We start from the raw sequence: 17,139 nt of genomic DNA on the forward strand, positions 1-17,139 counted from the left end.
GAAATTATTATGAAAAATACTCGTATTGAAGTGGATTTATTAGGCAAACGCGAAGTGCCAAATGATGCCTATTGGGGCATTCACACGTTGCGTGCAATGGAAAATTTCAACATTTCAGATGATACCATTTCTGACGTGCCAGAATTTGTACGCGGAATGGTGATGGTGAAAAAAGCCACCGCGCTAGCCAATGGTGAGCTAGGGGCAATTCCGAAAAAAATTGCCAATGCCATTGTCAAAGCCTGTGATGAAGTGCTAGAAAATGGACGCTGTATGGATCAATTCCCAACCGATGTGTATCAAGGCGGTGCAGGCACTTCCGTGAATATGAACACCAATGAAGTGATTGCCAACCTTGCATTGGAATTGCTCGGGCATAAAAAAGGCGAATACGACATTATCGATCCAATGGATCACGTTAATGCCAGCCAATCCACCAATGATGCCTACCCAACGGGCTTCCGCATTGCGGTATATAACAGCATTATGCACTTGCTGAAAAATATCCGTTATCTACAAAAAGGTTTTGAAGCTAAAGCCAAAGAGTTTGCCGATGTGCTAAAAATGGGACGCACCCAATTACAAGATGCCGTGCCAATGACCGTAGGGCAAGAATTTAAGGCTTTCTCCGTGTTATTGGAAGAAGAAGTGCGTAACCTAAAACGCACAGCAAAATTACTGCTTGAAGTCAATCTTGGCGCAACCGCCATTGGTACGGGGTTAAACACCCCTGAAGGATATGCGGAACTAGCGGTGAAATACCTTGCTGAAGTAAGCCAACTACCTTGCGTACCTTCTGAAAACTTAATCGAAGCCACTTCCGACTGCGGCGCTTATGTGATGGTTCACAGTGCCTTAAAACGCACTGCGGTGAAATTATCCAAAGTATGTAATGACTTACGTCTTTTATCTTCAGGCCCAAGAGCAGGTTTAAATGAAATCAACTTGCCAGAATTACAAGCAGGTTCGTCCATTATGCCAGCCAAAGTAAACCCTGTTGTGCCAGAAGTGGTGAATCAAGTGTGCTTTAAAGTGATCGGTAACGACACCACCGTGACTTTCGCCGCAGAAGCAGGGCAATTACAGCTCAACGTAATGGAACCGGTGATTGGTCAAGCAATGTTTGAATCCATTTCACTTCTTAGCAATGCGTGCGTGAACTTGCGTGATAAATGCATAAATGGCATTACCGTAAACCGTGAAGTGTGCCAAAACTATGTACTAAATTCTATTGGAATTGTAACTTACCTGAATCCGTTTATCGGACACCATAATGGTGATATTGTAGGTAAGATCTGCGCCGAGACAGGAAAAAGCGTGCGTGAAGTTGTCCTTGAACGCCGCCTGCTCACGGAAGAGCAACTTGATGATATTCTTTCTTTAGAAAATCTGATGAATCCACGCTATAAAGCTACTCGCTTTACCGAAGAAGAATAATCACATTTAACAAAATAATTAAGTGCGGTGAAAAATTTCCAAATTTTCCACCGCACTTATTTTTTAACCAATGAAAGAATGTATTCACTAAAAATAACTAAACAGTGTCGCCCCCATTCCCAACAAAACAGCTAACGCCATAGCTAACACCGCAAATGTAAGCAGTTTTGCTACCTGATTTGCTGTATCATTACTAATCTTACCAATCAATTTGATTTGAATATTGTGCTTAAACAAAATACTTTTCCTTTCTTTAGTTCCATTACCAACGTACCAAGGCAAGTTTGATCACGCAAGCAATGCTGGCATTTTCCTAAAACAGCACAATGAATTCCACACTGCGATTAGGTGAGAACAATTTTCACAATGTCTTTCATCGCTGTATTTTAAAGTGGTTTAAAGATTTTTATTTAGGAAAAACGGGAGATAACAAAATGAAAAGAATTTCGTAATAACCCTAAACAGAAAATAACAAATAAAATTTTAGGCAAAGAAAAAGCCCTCTTTATTAAAGAGGGCTTTCTCAAGAATTTTATGGCGGAGGAAGTGAGATTCGAACTCACGGAGGGCGTAAACCCTCGCCGGTTTTCAAGACCGGTGCCTTCAACCACTCGACCATTCCTCCGTGATTTAAGCGAGGTGAATAATACGAATTTTGCTATACCAAGTCAAGCAAGAAAATAAAAAATTAATTTGATTGCTTTTTTTTACATCAACTTGATTAGGGCTTAAACAAAAAACCGAGCATTAAGAATATTAATGCTCGGTTTTAATTCAATCAGGAAAGCAATTATTCTTCAGCTACCGCTTTGGTTGGCTCGGAATAAACGTGGCTAATCGCACTATGATGACCAGCTGAACCACGCCCATAGAAATAGTAACGTGATTCTTTCCATTGTACGATTGGGTAAGCCGTATTTTCACTTTCAATCGCTTTCGCCAAAGTCATTTGCGCTTTGGTATGCTCCACGGCAGATACCGTACCTAAACGCCCTGTAAATTCATAAGTGCGGTCGGTTTTTTCCTCAATTTTGGCTGGCTGAGAAACCCCTTCCACTGCATTAGCCGCAGGCTCTGCACTCACTGAATTTAAACGCTGTAAAGAAGCCTGAACTTTCTTCTCTACCGATTCATTCGCAGGCTGGGTAATAAATCCCGCTAATGGTTTAGGTTCATCAGCACTGTTTTGCACAATCAATTTCGTTGCCGGCGTTACCACTGCAGCTTCTGATTGATTATTTTGTTGCTCAAGCAATTCATCTACGGATAAAAACGCATTGCCTTTATTATTGGTAAATACATTACTATCAATCCACACTTTACCACTGGCTAATTCTGGTGATGCCACGGCGGCAAATAATGGCATTGGTGATTTTTCTTCACCTTGCGATTGACGACGACGGCGAGGATTATTCACGCGTAAATGACGTGGTAAACGGCGACGATTATCACGACGTTTTTCACCGCTCTCTGTATTTTCCTCAATTTCAAGCGCTGGCGTTACCACATTTTCTACTGCATTGACTTCAACAGAGTCTTTTTGAACAGGTAATGCTGCAAATTGGTGCGTTTCCACCACTTCCGCTGTTTCTGTTGTTGCTGCAGCAGGTTCTTGCACTTCGGCAACACGCACCTTTTTGCGTAAATCACGGCGTTGGCGGCGTGGTTGCGCTTGCTCAACCACTTCTTCAATCACCTTAGTTTCAACAAGATGATTTTGCTGGTTTTCATCAGCTTGTGCTTTTTTTGCCTTACGGGACGAACGTGTTTCTTGTTCCACCACTTTCTCTTGACGCTTATCTTCCACATTACGCCCATTTTCATTACGATTACGGCGCGTGTTGCGGCGTTCTTGATTGCGGCGGCGGTTGTTTTTATTAGAACGATTTGGCGTTTTCTTTGTTTCTTTTTCTTCCACAAAGAGCGATTTAATTTTCGCTAAAATACGCGAAATTAATGAAGGTTTATTTTCCTTCTTCGCCACAGGCATTGGCGCTGGCGTTTCAATCGCTAAAGATACCGCTGCATTTTCTAGCACGCTTTCAGTAGTTACTGCCGCAGTTTCAATATTGCGCGTAACCAAAGATTCTTCTGCGGCGAAATTATCATCTTGATCTTGATGTAATTTGGCTAAGTTATAACTTAACTCGTGAACATCTTCCCCCTCACGCACACGGAATACGCTGAAATGCGGTGTTTCCATTGCCTCATTTGGGGCAACCACAATATCTACGTTATGGCGTTTTTCAATGCTGCTAATGGCTTTACGTTTTTCATTAAGCAGGTAAGAAGCAATTTGGACCGGCACAATGGTGTGAACTTGTTTGGTGTTTTCTTTGATCGCTTCTTCTTCCAATAAACGTAAGATGGACAGCGAGAGGGATTCGTTATCACGAATTTTCCCTGTGCCTTGACAACGCGGGCAAACGTGATGGGAAGACTCCCCTAAAGACGGGCTTAAACGCTGGCGGCTCATTTCTAATAAGCCAAAACGAGAAATGCGGCTAATTTGAATACGCGCACGATCTTGACGCACCGCATCACGCATACGATTTTCCACTTCACGTTGATGACGAATTGGGGTCATATCAATGAAGTCGATAACAATTAAGCCACCTAAATCACGCAAGCGTAATTGACGAGCAATTTCATCAGCCGCTTCAAGGTTCGTGTTGAGCGCGGTTTCTTCAATGTCGCCACCACGAGTTGAGCGTGCCGAGTTAATATCAATGGCAGTAAGCGCTTCAGTCACATCAATCACAATCGAGCCACCAGACGGTAAACGCACTTCACGTTGGAAGGCGGATTCAATTTGCGATTCAATTTGATAATGGCTGAATAATGGCATTTCGCCTTGATAGAGTTTAACGCGATTGATGAAATCAGGACGCACTAATTTAATGTGCGCTTTGGCTTTTTCATAAACCTTTTGATTATCAATCAAAATTTCGCCAATATCACGGCGTAAGTAATCACGAATCGCGCGGACAATCACATCACTTTCTTGGTGAATTAAAAATGGCGCTGGACGGCTTTCAGAGGCTTGTTTAATAGCTTCCCAATGGTGTAACAGAACTTTTAAATCCCACTGTAATTCTTCTGGGGATTTGCCCACGCCTGCAGTACGCACGATTAAACCTACACCCTCAGGCACATCAAGCGAGCTTAAGGCTTCTTTTAATTCTAAACGTTCTTCCCCTTCAATGCGGCGAGAAATTCCGCCAGCTCTTGGATTATTTGGCATAATCACCAAATAGCTACCTGCTAAGGAAACGAAAGTGGTGAGCGCCGCCCCTTTGTTGCCACGTTCTTCTTTGTTTACTTGAACGATAACTTCTTGCCCTTCGTGCAAAATATCACGAATATTTGGGCGACCTTGATACACATAATCCGCAGGGAAGTATTCACGAGCAATTTCTTTTAAAGGAAGGAAACCGTGGCGTTCCGCACCGTAATCAACAAATGCGGCTTCAAGGCTAGGTTCAACACGGGTGATACGGCCTTTATAAATATTGGCCTTTTTTTGTTCGTGGCCTGGACTTTCAATGTCCAAGTCGAACAAACGTTGCCCATCAACAAGGGCAACACGCAACTCTTCTTTTTGGGTTGCGTTGATTAACATTCTTTTCATTCGATTTTCTCTTATATTTTCATCTTAAATTTGTCATAAAAAACCACCGCACTTTGGCTTCGCAATCGACCTCGTGTCTGTCGCAAAATGTCATTCTCTCGACTGTCAGTTGCTGGGTGCATTGATTGCGTTATCGAAGAACAATTTTCGATACAAACAAAATGACTGAAATAATTATTTTGCAAGCGTGGGTGATTTTTATCACACTCATTGTCTAATTTTCATTCTGCCATCACAGTAACAAAATCAAATTAGACGAAATTTATTTTATAAAACAACGTCTTATGCCGTTTGCAGCGTTATTCTTTACACTTATTTCATTTTTCCCAGTAAGCTGGCAAAAATTCGCTCTATTATCTAACGATAGGGATTTTTTAGCAAGGTAAATCCGTGCATTTGTGCTATAATCCGCCCAATTTTGCAAAGGATAAATTGAAACCAATGTCGAATAAAACTGATGAAAAAATTGTAAATCCTAGCGTAAAAATGTTGCAGATTAGCGAAGATGAAGCAGGCCAACGCATTGATAACTATTTGTTAAATAAGCTCAAAGGCGTGCCGAAAAGTTTAATCTATCGCATTTTGCGCAAGGGTGAAGTGCGGGTAAATAAAGGACGAATTAAGCCAGAATATAAACTGCAAAGTGGTGATATTGTGCGCGTGCCGCCTGTACGCGTGAGTGAGAAAACGCAAGCGCCAGTATCGAAAAAGCTCAACAAAGTTGCACAATTAGAACAGCAAATTATTTTTGAAGATGATGCGTTATTGGTACTCAATAAGCCTTCGGGCATTGCGGTACACGGTGGCAGCGGATTAGATTTTGGCGTAATTGAAGCCTTAAGAGCATTGCGTCCTGAAGCACGTTTTTTAGAATTAGTTCATCGTTTGGATCGGGATACTTCAGGCATTTTATTAGTGGCGAAAAAACGCTCGGCATTACGCCATTTGCACGAGCAACTGCGTAATAAAACCGTACGCAAAGATTATCTCGCCTTAGTACGTGGGCAATGGCAATCTCACTGCAAAGCGATTAAAGCGCCCTTGCTGAAAAATGAATTAGCTGGCGGCGAACGGATTGTGCGCGTAAGCGAGCAAGGCAAACCGTCAGAAACCTTATTTAGCATTGAAGAACGCTATGACAATGCCACCTTGGTAAAAGCCTCCCCTGTTACTGGGCGAACTCACCAAATTCGTGTGCATACACAATATGCTGGCCACCCCATCGCCTTAGACAGCAAATATGGCGATAAACAGTTTGATAGTCAAATGGCGGAATTAGGTTTAGATCGGTTGTTTTTGCACGCTTATGCCATTCGCCTTGAACACCCAAAAACGCAGGAAACCTTAACGCTCACTGCGCCACTTGAAAGTAAGCTCAAAGAGATTTTAAAACGCTTACGCCAACAAAAATTTAGCTAAAAAAATAAGTGCGGTGGAAAAATTGAAAAAATTTCCACCGCACTTTATTTTAAACGCGTTTAAGCCTTTTGCCCTTAAGATTTGTAGATCATTTTCGGTGGTTCGTTATCCACAACGGTATTTTCATCAATAATCACTTTTTCAAGATTTTCAATTGATGGTAAGTCATACATTGTGTCAAGCAGCAATCCCTCTACGATAGAACGCAAACCGCGCGCGCCTGTTTTACGCTCTAATGCTTTCTTCGCCATTGCCACTAAGGCTTCGCGCGTAAATTCAAGGGTAACATTTTCAAACCCAAACAAGGCTTGGTATTGCTTGGTGAGTGCGTTTTTCGGCTCGGTAAGAATTTGAATTAGGGCTTCTTCATCTAATTCTGCAAGCGGTGCAATCACAGGTAAACGTCCGATAAACTCTGGAATTAAGCCAAATTTCATTAAGTCGTCTGGCTCAACTTGAGTGAATAATTCGGTCAGTGTGGCTTTATCGTTCTGCCCTTTTACTTCCGCGCCAAAACCGATGCCGCTGCCAACGTGAACACGTTTTTCTACGATTTTTTCTAAGCCTGCAAACGCGCCACCACAAATAAACAAGATCTTAGACGTATCAAGGCGTAACATTTCTTGCTGTGGGTGTTTGCGTCCGCCTTGTGGTGGAATGGAAGAAATTGTGCCTTCAATTAATTTCAGCAAGGCTTGTTGCACGCCTTCCCCTGATACATCACGGGTGATTGACGCATTCTCAGATTTACGCGTGATTTTATCAATCTCATCAATGTAAATAATGCCTTTCTCTGCTTTTTCGATGTCATAATCACAATTTTGCAATAATTTTTGCAGCACGTTTTCCACATCTTCCCCCACATAACCTGCTTCGGTTAGCGTGGTGGCATCTGCCATTGCGAAAGGCACATTTAAGGTTCTTGCTAAGGTTTCCGCGAGCAAGGTTTTTCCGCTTCCTGTTGGACCAATTAGCAAAATGTTGCTTTTACCTAATTCCACGTCATCTGATTTATACCCTACTTGCTGGCGTTTGTAGTGGTTATATACTGCTACCGCTAGCACTTTTTTGGCATAATCTTGCCCGATAACATAATCATCTAAATGGGCGCGAATTTCGTGTGGGGTTGGTAATTCTGTAGTTTGATTTGCTTCCGCTTGCTCTTGCTTTTCGGCATCAACCAGCAAATTATGGCAAAGCTCGATACATTCGTTACAAATCGCACCGTCTTCACCTGCGATCAATTTTTGCACTTCACTGCGTTCCTTGCCGCACATTGAGCAATGGAGCTGTTGTTCTGTTGTCATAACTTATTCCGTTTCTCTTTTCACTAATACTTCATCAATTAAACCGTATAATTTCGCTTCTTCGGCGGTCATAAAATTATCACGGTCGGTGTCTTGTTCCACTTTTTCAAAAGGCTGTCCTGTGTGGAACGCTAATCTTTCATTTAAGGTGTGTTTAATTTTTAAGATTTCTTGTGCGTGGATTTGAATATCCGAAGCTTGTCCACGATAGCCACCTAACGGTTGGTGAATCATCACGCGTGCATTTGGCAATGCTGCACGTTTACCCGGTGCGCCGCCCGCTAACAAAAATGCGCCCATTGAGCAGGCTTGCCCAATACATAGGGTACGCACATCAGGTTTGATGAATTGCATTGTGTCATAAATTGCCATTCCTGCCGTTACCACACCGCCCGGTGAATTAATATACAGGCTAATATCTTTATCTGGATTTTCTGATTCTAAAAACAGCAGTTGAGCCACGATTAAATTCGCCATATTGTCCTCAACTTGACCGCTTAGAAAAATAATACGCTCTTTTAATAAACGTGAATAAATATCGTAAGAACGTTCGCCACGCGCGGTTTGTTCAACCACCATAGGAATTAAAGCCATTGTATTCTCCATTGGTTTTCCTTTTCTATCAAAGGGTTATAAAAATTATAGTAAATTGAATTTAAACCATTGCTTTGCACTGAGTTAAGTTCAAGCCACTTGAAGGGTGAATTATATAACAAAAGTGCGGTCATTTTTGTGAAAAAAACGACCGCACTTTGAAATCAATGAGTTACAGCAAATTATGCTTGTGGATTCATTACTTCATCAAATGATGCTGGTTTTTCAGTTACCTGTGCTTTCGCTAACACGGCATCAATGGCTTGATCTTCTAAAACAACGTTACGAATATTGTTCATTAATTCTTTGTTGTTTTTGTAGTATTCCACCACTTCTGCTGGTTGTTCGTAAGCAGAAGCAATATCTTGAATCATTGCGTCAGCGCGTGCTTCGTCCGCTTTTAATTCATTTGATGCGATCACTTCAGAAAGCAATAAACCAACTTGAACGCGGCGTTTTGCTTGCTCTTCAAATAATTCGCGTGGTAATTGTGCCGCTTGTTGTGCATTGCCACCAAAACGTTGTGCTGCTTGTTGACGCAACACTTCAATTTCTTGCTCAACGGCTGCAGCTGGTACATCAATTGGGTTTTGTTCAATTAACCCTTCGATAACTTGATTTTTTACGCGTGCAGTTAAGGCATTTTTCAATTCACGTTGCATATTTTTCGCGATTTCTGCGCGTAAATCTGCCACAGTTTTGGTGTTCGGGCCGAATTTTGCCACGAATTCATCTGTTAATTCAGGTAATATCATTACTTCTACTTTTTTCAAGGTAATCGCGAATTTCGCGGCTTTACCTTTTAAGTTTTCTGCGTGATATTCTTCTGGGAAAGTGACATCAATATCAAATTGATCACCGGCTTTGTGGCCAATGATACCTTCTTCAAAACCAGGGATCATTCTGCCTTGCCCCATCGCTAATACGAAGTCTGTTGCTTTTCCGCCTTCAAATTCTTCGCCATCAACGGTTCCAACGAAATCAATAGTTACACGATCATCAGCTTTTGCTGGCTCTTGAGTTTCTTCCCAAGTTGCTTGTTGTTTGCGTAACACATCAACCATTTTGTCAATGTCTGTTTCGCTGATTTCAACAACAGGTTTTTCTACTTTGATTTGATCTAAACCTTTTAATTCTACTTCTGGATACACTTCAAAGGTTGCGGTGAAAACAAGATCTTTGCCAGCTTCAAACTGTTCAACGTTGAAAGTTGGACGACCAGCAAGATTCACTTTGCTATCTACAAGTACGTTGAAGAAGTGTTTTTGTAATAAATCACCTAACACATCTTGACGCACAGATGCACCAAAACGTTTTTCAATAATATGTGGTGGTACTTTACCTTTACGGAAACCATCTACGCGTGCATTTTTTGCGACACGTTTTAATTCTTCACGCACCGCTTGATCTACGGTTTCAGCAGGAACGGTGATAGTTACACGACGCTCAAGACCTTGAGTTGTTTCAATATTAAATGACATTATGTTACCTCAAAATGAATTTGCACTCGGCGAACACTAACACCGAACACGTTAGTAAAAAGTTAAAAAGACACCAAATTATAGCGATACAACGCTCGCCAGTCGAGATGTTGAGAAATAAAAAACCACAACTGGCTATTTTTTACGCTAAAAAAGAAAAGCCTTACAGAATAAGGCTTTTGCTATGCGATTAATTAAAGTGATTTTGGTAAACGAATTTTCTGCCCCGGGAAGATCTTATCCGCATCTTTGATCACTTCTTTATTGGCTTCAACGATAGCGGTATATTTTGCCCCATTACCATAGGCTTTTTCTGCAATTTTCCAAAGCGTATCGCCTTTTTGGATCACATAAAATTCTTCATCAGTTGCTAGGCTTTCACCGTTTTCAATGGCTACACCATCGACATTCACTGAATTAATGCCTACCACGTTACCTGCCATTAAAATCGCCTTTTCTAAGGCTTCCGCAGAGGCTGCATTCCCTTCAATTTTAGCCACGCCATCTTCCACTTTAACAGAAAGATTTTCCACCCCTGGGTTATCTTCCGCAATGTGTTTTTCCACAGCTTCCGAGGCTTCTTCTTTTTTAGAGAAAAGTTTTCGACCAATATCGCCAACAAAATCAAATAAACCCATTTTTAGCTCCTTATTTATAAAACATTGAGTTAGGTTGCTAAGCCTACCCAATTCATCTTCATAAGTCTATATGCCTTCTGTAAATAATCTTGATCTTTACATTAATTGAAAATTCTCCGCAAAAAAGCACCGCACTTTTCTTTCTTTTATACTAAAATAGCCGCCAATTTTAGTAACTGAGGAAAAATTATGCGTTGGCAAGGTCGTAGAGAAAGTTCCAATGTGGAAGACAGAAGAAGTGCAAGAGGCGGTTTTGGTGGCGGTAAAAAAACGGGCGTGCTTGGTTTTATTATTTTACTGGTTGGTGCTTATTATGGTGTTGATTTATCAGGGATTGTCGGCACACCTGATTTTGGCAGCCAAGCTAACCATACGGTAAGTAGCCAAGAAGAACAAGAGCTAAATAGCCTTTCTCGGGTGGTATTAGCGGATACAGAAACCGTGTGGGGAAACTATTTCGCGCAACAAAATCAGCGTTATGCCCCGCCTATTATGGTGCTGTACAATGGCGCAACTTCCACCGCCTGTGGCACAGGACAATCTGCAATGGGGCCGTTCTACTGCCCCAACGATCATCGTGTTTATCTGGATCTGTCTTTTTATAGTGATATGAAACATCAACTCGGTGCAGAAGGGGAATCTGCTTTTGCCTATGTGATCGCTCACGAAGTAGGACACCATATTCAAAACTTGCTTGGTATTTTGCCTAAAGTCCACCGCGCGCAACAAAGCCTTAACCAAGCACAAGCCAATCAGCTTTCGGTTAAATTAGAATTGCAGGCAGATTGTTTTGCCGGTGTGTGGGCTAATCAAGCGGCAAAAACTGGCTTATTTGAAACGGGCGATTTAGAAAAAGCCTTCCGCGCTGCTGAAGCGGTTGGAGACGATCGCTTACAAAAACGCTCGCAAGGCTATGCCGTGCCAGACAGCTTTACCCACGGTACGTCTGCACAGCGTTTAACTTGGTTCAAACGTGGTTTACAAACTGGTGAGCCAAGCCAATGTAACACCTTTAACTAACGGTGAAAGATAAAGTGCGGTGAAAAACTCGGAAATTTTCCACCGCACTTCTGTTTTATAAAAAAATCGCTTATCCCGAAAGATAAGCAATTTTATGTTTTAAGCCCTTATTGTGGTAATTCCATTGGCACTTCCATTAACAGAATTTCTGTGTCGGAATCTGCCACCACATCGAAACTTTCGGTATCCCAAACACCTAAACCATCACGGCTTGATAGCGGTTTTCCTGCAATTGTCGCGTTGCCTTTTAATACGAAAGCATACACGCCATTGCCTGCTTTATGAAGGTTATAAGTTTTGCTCGTACCTTGATCAAATTTCGCAAGAGAGAACCACGCATCTTGGTGAATCCACACGCCTTCATCATCGGCATTCGGTGAAAGAATTTGTTGGAAATCATTGCGTTTTTCCCCTTCAGCAATGCTAATTTGCTGATAACGTGGTGTCACATTACGTTGATTTGGAAACACCCAAATTTGTAAAAATTGCACTGGTGTATCCGCATTTGGGTTCATTTCGCTGTGCGTAATGCCTGTGCCGGCTGACATTACTTGAATATCACCTTGGCGAATCACACTGCCGTTGCCCATATTGTCTTTGTGCGCTAAATCACCACTTAATGGGATAGAAATAATTTCCATATTGTCGTGTGGGTGTGTGCCAAAGCCCATTCCCCCTTCAACATAATCATCATTGATCACACGCAATGCACCAAAATGGATACGCGCTGGATCATAATAATTGGCAAAGCTAAAGGTATGGCGGCTTTTTAACCAACCGTGATTTGCATTACCACGGCTATCTGCTGAATGAAATACTGTATTCATATTTACGCTCCTAATTCTGTTTAATTAATTTGTTTTACGGGGTGTATTTTACGCCGCAGAATTGGGAGATAAAGCCCTCTTTCGTGAATACATTTTTTCTTATTAGTAAACAATAAAGCAAAAAACCTTTGCTTTTATAAATAAAATGGCAAAAAAAGTGCGGTATTTTCCACCGCATTTTTCTTTTAAGGAAGGAAATTATTTTGCTGCCATACCCGCCACAATATGGCAAATATCCCCTTTGTTACCGTAATGACAAGGCATTAAATAGAAATCCTTACCGCCCTTTTCATAACTTTTACCTAAAATCAGGCTGTTACAGTTCTTGGCTAGGATAAAATACTGCTCGGCATTAATGTCTAGCTTATGATACATCTCTTTGTTAAAAGGGCGCAGGTAACCCACAAGACAAGCAAGGATCACAAAGTAAAAATAAATCACCACCATTGTCGGCACGATGTTGATTTGTTTTGTGGTGAGAAATTGCCATAGCATACAGATGTTGTAACGGGTGAAAAAACGGCATAGTAGCAGGCTGATGATGAGCAGCCCAGCAAGATAAATTAATAAGCTATAAAGTGTGAACACTTTAATCAGCACGGTAATTTCTAAAAATAATGGGAAGCTTAAAATGAAGCAAGTTAGCAACGTGCGAACAAAGTTAAAAGGCGATGATGAGAGTTTCGCTTTTAATAAAATCAATAGCTTAATCCCTAAAACATAGGTCAGCAGCATAAACGCAGATACGCCTAGAACGTGGAATAAACTGCGTGCAATATCCGATCTTCCCACTTCAACAATATCCCAAGGATAGCCATAATACCAAGCCAATCCCCAGTTATAACAATAAGCCACCGACCAGCCAACCAGCACGAGAAAGCCGAGTAAAATAGAAGAATTGAGTAATTGAGCAAAAGAAATACGTTCGTTCATACTTAACCTCTATAAATAGGAATAATTATCAACTACACAGATTTTAAGCGATTTTTTTCACCTTTTAAATTAATTCCACTTTGCTTTGCTGATGGTTGGATCTCTTTAAAAAATAAGGCAATTTTGCCATTTGTTAAAATGGAGTTAAATGCTTGTAAAATAAGCGTATTTTTGCCATTTGATCTAGATCACAGTTTACTCTTTTAATGCAAAATTGTTTACGCTCTTATCCCTCCAAGTAGGTATAATTTTTCGCAGAAAAAAATTATCAATTTAAAACTTTAGGAGAAATCATTATGAGTAACGTGGTTGAAAACACAATTAGCCCAGCTCAAGCAGAAGTGAACGCCTTGGTGGAAAAAGGCTTGGTTGCCTTAGAAGAATTCCGCCAGCTCAACCAAGAACAGGTTGATTACATTGTGGCGAAAGCCTCGGTGGCGGCGCTCGATCAGCACGGTGTGCTTGCGATGCACGCTTATGAAGAAACGGGGCGCGGTGTGTTTGAAGATAAAGCAACGAAAAATTTATTTGCCTGCGAATATGTGGTGAATAATATGCGAAATCTCAAAACCGTTGGGGTGATTAGTGAAGATGATGTAACAGGCATTACCGAAATTGCCGACCCGGTTGGGGTAATTTGCGGTATCACGCCGACCACTAATCCAACTTCCACCACCATCTTCAAAGCCCTTATCGCCCTTAAAACTCGTAACCCAATCGTTTTTGCTTTCCACCCTTCTGCACAACAATCTTCCGCTCACGCAGCGCGCATTGTTTATGATGCTGCGGTGGCAGCAGGTGCACCAAAAAATTGTGTGCAATGGATTGAAGCCCCATCAATGGAAGGCACGTCAGCCTTAATGAAACACCCTGGTATCGCAACTATTTTAGCCACAGGCGGTAACGCAATGGTTGAAGCGGCTTATTCTTGCGGTAAACCCGCCCTTGGCGTAGGGGCAGGAAATGTGCCAGCCTATGTAGAAAAAAGCGCCGATCTTCAACAAGCAGTACACGATATTGTGATGTCTAAAGCCTTTGATAACGGAATGATTTGTGCTTCTGAACAAGCGGCGATTGTTGATGCGGAAATCTATGACGATTTCATTAAAGAAATGAAATCTTATGGTGTTTACCTAGTCAATAAAAAAGAAAAAGCGATGTTGGAAGAATTTATGTTCGGCGCGAAAACGAACAGCGCAAACTGTGCAGGGGCAAAATTAAACGCCAACGTAGTGGGTAAACCTGCCCATTGGATTGCGCAACAAGCTGGTTTTGAAGTGCCAGAAAAAACCAATATTCTTTTAGCTGAATGTAAAGAAGTTGGGACAAAAGAACCACTCACCCGTGAAAAACTTTCCCCAGTGCTAGCCTTGCTTAAATCCCATTCCCGTGAAGAAGGGGTGAAACTTGCCGAACAAATGGTGGAATTTAACGGTTTAGGCCATTCTGCAGCCATTCACACCAAAGACGCAGCCCTTGCCAAAGAATTTGGCGAGCGTGTGAAAGCCATTCGTGTGATTTGGAATTCACCGTCCACTTTCGGTGGTATCGGGGACGTTTATAACTCCTTCTTGCCATCTTTAACCCTTGGTTGTGGCTCTTACGGCAAAAACTCCGTAGGCAACAACGTCAGTGCGGTGAATTTATTAAATATTAAACGAGTGGGCAGACGGAGAAATAATATGCAATGGTTTAAAGTGCCTTCAAAAATCTATTTTGAACGGGATTCAATCCAATATTTACAATCAATGAAAGGAATGGAACGCGTGGTGATCATCACCGACCGCACAATGGTAGATTTAGGCTTTGTAGAAAAAATTGCGAAACAAATCACCGCACGCGGCAATCACGTTACCTATCAATTATTCGCCGATGTTGAGCCAGATCCAAGCATTGAAACCGTACGCCGTGGGGTTGAGCTAATCCGTAGCTACAAACCAGACACCATTATTGCCCTAGGTGGTGGCTCATCAATGGACGCGGCGAAAGTAATGTGGTTATTCTATGAACAACCTGAAGTGGATTTCCGCGATCTCGTACAAAAATTTATGGATATCCGTAAACGCGCGTTCAAATTCCCACAATTAGGACGCAAAGCCCGTTTTATTGGTATTCCAACCACTTCAGGTACAGGTTCTGAAGTAACACCATTTGCGGTGATCACCGAGGGGGATAAAAAATATCCAATCGCCGATTACTCACTCACCCCAACCGTTGCAATTGTAGATCCTGCTTTAGTAATGACAGTTCCTGCACACGTTGCCGCAGATACAGGGTTAGATGTGCTTACACACGCAACAGAAGCCTATGTTTCCGTGCTTGCTAACGACTTCACTGACGGCTTAGCCTTACAAGCCATCAAATTGGTCTTTGAAAACCTTGAGCGTTCAGTGAAAGAAAAAGATCCTGAAGCGCGCGAAAAAATGCACAATGCATCAACAATGGCGGGAATGGCATTCGCCAATGCGTTCTTAGGAATGAACCATTCTCTCGCCCACAAAATTGGTGGCCGTTTCCACACACCACACGGACGTACCAATGCGATTTTAATGCCGCACGTTATTCGTTATAACGGCACACGTCCGCAAAAAGTGGCAACTTGGCCGAAATACAATCATTACAAAGCAGATGTGAAATACCAAGAAATCGCGCGTATGCTCGGCTTACCTTGCGCAACCCCAGAAGAAGGCGTGAAATCTTTCGCCCAAGCTTGTTATGATTTAGCCGCTAGCGTAGGAATTCAAATGTCCTTCAAAGAACAAGGCATTGATGAGCAAACTTGGCTTGACGCACGCCGTGATATTGCCTTGCTTGCCTTTGAAGACCAATGCTCACCGGCGAACCCACGCTTGCCATTAGTGGAAGATATGGAAGTTATTTTAACCAATGCTTATTATGGCTATGAAGCAAGCCAGTATTAATTGGTAAAAATAAAAAACCACCGTTTTAAAAGAGCGGTGGTTTTTTTATTAGAAAGTATTTTAATAATCCGTTGATATTTTAATTGTACTTGATAAAATTTTTATAGTTAATTGAACGGTAAGAAATTTTGTCATATCAGGTATAACAAAAGAGTTAGGCATTTTAAAACCGCTTTTTTGAGAATTTATCTGACACGAACAGGCTTTTTGTCTTCCGTCAGCCAAAAAGAAAAGGTCAAAAATGGCAAGGATTATGACAAACAAATACTTGAACAAGTATTTGGTGTATCACGATTTTTTAAATTTCGTCAAAGATACATCGGCAAATAAAAAGCAGTTTTGCTAGATTTTATTCGCAAAACCATATGTACAGTCGGGCGATCAGACGTGGCTACACGCCCTTTTATTCTAATACAATCTACAATAAATTGTTATGCTGCCACAGCCAATTAAATAAGGATTTTAAATGATGAGTAATATGATTCAAGACGAACTACATCAAGCCCTAAAATCACAGCCAGAATATTGGGCAGACGAAAACCAAACCACACTCAATAAACCTAAGCTGATTGATGCAGCGGAAAAAACCGACCCTGTCATTATCGGATTATTGTTGCAAAACGAAACGTTGAAACGTCATTTTTTTACTAAAATTGGCGGGGCGTGGGTGTTTAAAATGCAGGAGTTTCGTTTTTTCTTGGACAAACACAGCGTAAACAACTCTTACACCCGATTTGCCAACCGCATTGGCTTAACGGATGGTAAACGTTTTTTAAAAGACAGCAGCGATATTGTGTTGGACTTTCCCTTTAAAGATTGTGTGTTGAATGGCGGGCAAAGCAGCGAAGAAGGCGAAGAAGTTTATTTCAAACGCAACAATAGCCAGCCAGCCAATTATACACTAAATTAACACGAAAAAGACAAGAAATCT

Annotated in this window: 13 protein-coding genes, 1 tRNA gene and 1 pseudogene; 6 read left to right on the plus strand and 9 right to left on the minus strand. The window is 41.6% G+C overall.

Going from position 1 to position 17,139, the window contains the following annotated elements; all coding sequences use genetic code 11:
* Positions 1–9 precede the first annotated feature (9 nt).
* On the plus strand, positions 10–1,437 hold the full coding sequence (gene aspA / locus ELZ61_RS03765; RefSeq protein WP_126371551.1) for an aspartate ammonia-lyase: 1,428 nt from the start codon (positions 10–12) through the stop codon (positions 1,435–1,437).
* Between the two features lie 87 nt (positions 1,438–1,524).
* Here the strand turns inward: aspA and ELZ61_RS10675 are convergent, their stop codons facing one another.
* The 3 genes from ELZ61_RS10675 to rne all read right to left on the minus strand — a co-directional run bounded on the left by ELZ61_RS10675 (position 1,525) and on the right by rne (position 5,068).
* Complete coding sequence (locus tag ELZ61_RS10675; protein ID WP_164550718.1) at positions 1,525–1,674, minus strand: hypothetical protein; 150 nt, start codon at positions 1,672–1,674, stop codon at positions 1,525–1,527.
* 298 nt (positions 1,675–1,972) lie between these two features.
* A tRNA-Ser gene (locus tag ELZ61_RS03770) sits at positions 1,973–2,062 on the minus strand.
* 165 nt (positions 2,063–2,227) lie between these two features.
* Positions 2,228–5,068, minus strand: coding sequence for a ribonuclease E (gene rne, locus ELZ61_RS03775; protein ID WP_126371553.1), 2,841 nt, complete (start codon positions 5,066–5,068; stop codon positions 2,228–2,230).
* A 441-nt stretch (positions 5,069–5,509) separates the two neighbouring features.
* Between rne and rluC the strand changes: the two genes are divergently transcribed.
* Positions 5,510–6,487 (plus strand): 23S rRNA pseudouridine(955/2504/2580) synthase RluC, encoded by a 978-nt coding sequence (gene rluC, locus ELZ61_RS03780; RefSeq protein ID WP_103855700.1) that lies wholly within the window; start codon positions 5,510–5,512, stop codon positions 6,485–6,487.
* A 74-nt stretch (positions 6,488–6,561) separates the two neighbouring features.
* Here rluC and clpX read toward each other — a convergent pair whose 3' ends face one another.
* The 4 genes from clpX to lysM form a co-directional block, all read right to left on the minus strand.
* Positions 6,562–7,794, minus strand: coding sequence for an ATP-dependent protease ATP-binding subunit ClpX (clpX, locus tag ELZ61_RS03785; RefSeq protein ID WP_126371555.1), 1,233 nt, complete (start codon positions 7,792–7,794; stop codon positions 6,562–6,564).
* Between the two features lie 3 nt (positions 7,795–7,797).
* On the minus strand, positions 7,798–8,388 hold the full coding sequence (gene clpP, locus ELZ61_RS03790) for an ATP-dependent Clp endopeptidase proteolytic subunit ClpP (RefSeq protein ID WP_103855701.1): 591 nt from the start codon (positions 8,386–8,388) through the stop codon (positions 7,798–7,800).
* 182 nt (positions 8,389–8,570) lie between these two features.
* Positions 8,571–9,869: a trigger factor gene (gene tig / locus ELZ61_RS03795; RefSeq protein ID WP_126371557.1), complete on the minus strand. Its 1,299-nt coding sequence runs from the start codon at positions 9,867–9,869 to the stop codon at positions 8,571–8,573.
* Between the two features lie 194 nt (positions 9,870–10,063).
* Complete coding sequence (lysM, locus tag ELZ61_RS03800; RefSeq protein ID WP_126371559.1) at positions 10,064–10,507, minus strand: peptidoglycan-binding protein LysM; 444 nt, start codon at positions 10,505–10,507, stop codon at positions 10,064–10,066.
* Positions 10,508–10,696: 189 nt separating this feature from the next.
* On the opposite strand from lysM, the gene ypfJ reads away from it, so the two are divergent.
* Positions 10,697–11,527 (plus strand): KPN_02809 family neutral zinc metallopeptidase, encoded by an 831-nt coding sequence (gene ypfJ, locus ELZ61_RS03805; RefSeq protein ID WP_126371561.1) that lies wholly within the window; start codon positions 10,697–10,699, stop codon positions 11,525–11,527.
* Positions 11,528–11,634: 107 nt separating this feature from the next.
* Here ypfJ and ELZ61_RS03810 read toward each other — a convergent pair whose 3' ends face one another.
* The gene (locus ELZ61_RS03810; protein ID WP_126371563.1) at positions 11,635–12,354 is read right to left on the minus strand and encodes a pirin family protein; all 720 of its coding nucleotides are present in this window, start codon (positions 12,352–12,354) and stop codon (positions 11,635–11,637) included.
* A 198-nt stretch (positions 12,355–12,552) separates the two neighbouring features.
* Entirely contained in the window at positions 12,553–13,287 is a 735-nt protein-coding gene (locus tag ELZ61_RS03815; RefSeq protein ID WP_126371565.1) for a hypothetical protein, read from the minus strand.
* Between the two features lie 296 nt (positions 13,288–13,583).
* Here ELZ61_RS03815 and adhE point away from each other — a divergent pair, with 296 nt between their 5' ends.
* The 3 genes and pseudogenes from adhE to ELZ61_RS03830 all read left to right on the plus strand — a co-directional run bounded on the left by adhE (position 13,584) and on the right by ELZ61_RS03830 (position 17,118).
* Positions 13,584–16,208, plus strand: a complete 2,625-nt coding sequence (adhE, locus tag ELZ61_RS03820) for a bifunctional acetaldehyde-CoA/alcohol dehydrogenase (RefSeq protein ID WP_126371567.1) — start codon at positions 13,584–13,586, stop codon at positions 16,206–16,208.
* 253 nt (positions 16,209–16,461) lie between these two features.
* Positions 16,462–16,661: pseudogene (locus ELZ61_RS03825) on the plus strand (hypothetical protein); the annotation flags it as partial.
* 16 nt (positions 16,662–16,677) lie between these two features.
* The gene (locus ELZ61_RS03830; RefSeq protein WP_126373573.1) at positions 16,678–17,118 is read left to right on the plus strand and encodes a site-specific DNA-methyltransferase; all 441 of its coding nucleotides are present in this window, start codon (positions 16,678–16,680) and stop codon (positions 17,116–17,118) included.
* Positions 17,119–17,139 lie beyond the last annotated feature (21 nt).

It is taken from the genome of Avibacterium volantium (assembly GCF_900635775.1).
Classification (GTDB): Bacteria; Pseudomonadota; Gammaproteobacteria; order Enterobacterales; family Pasteurellaceae; genus Avibacterium; species Avibacterium volantium.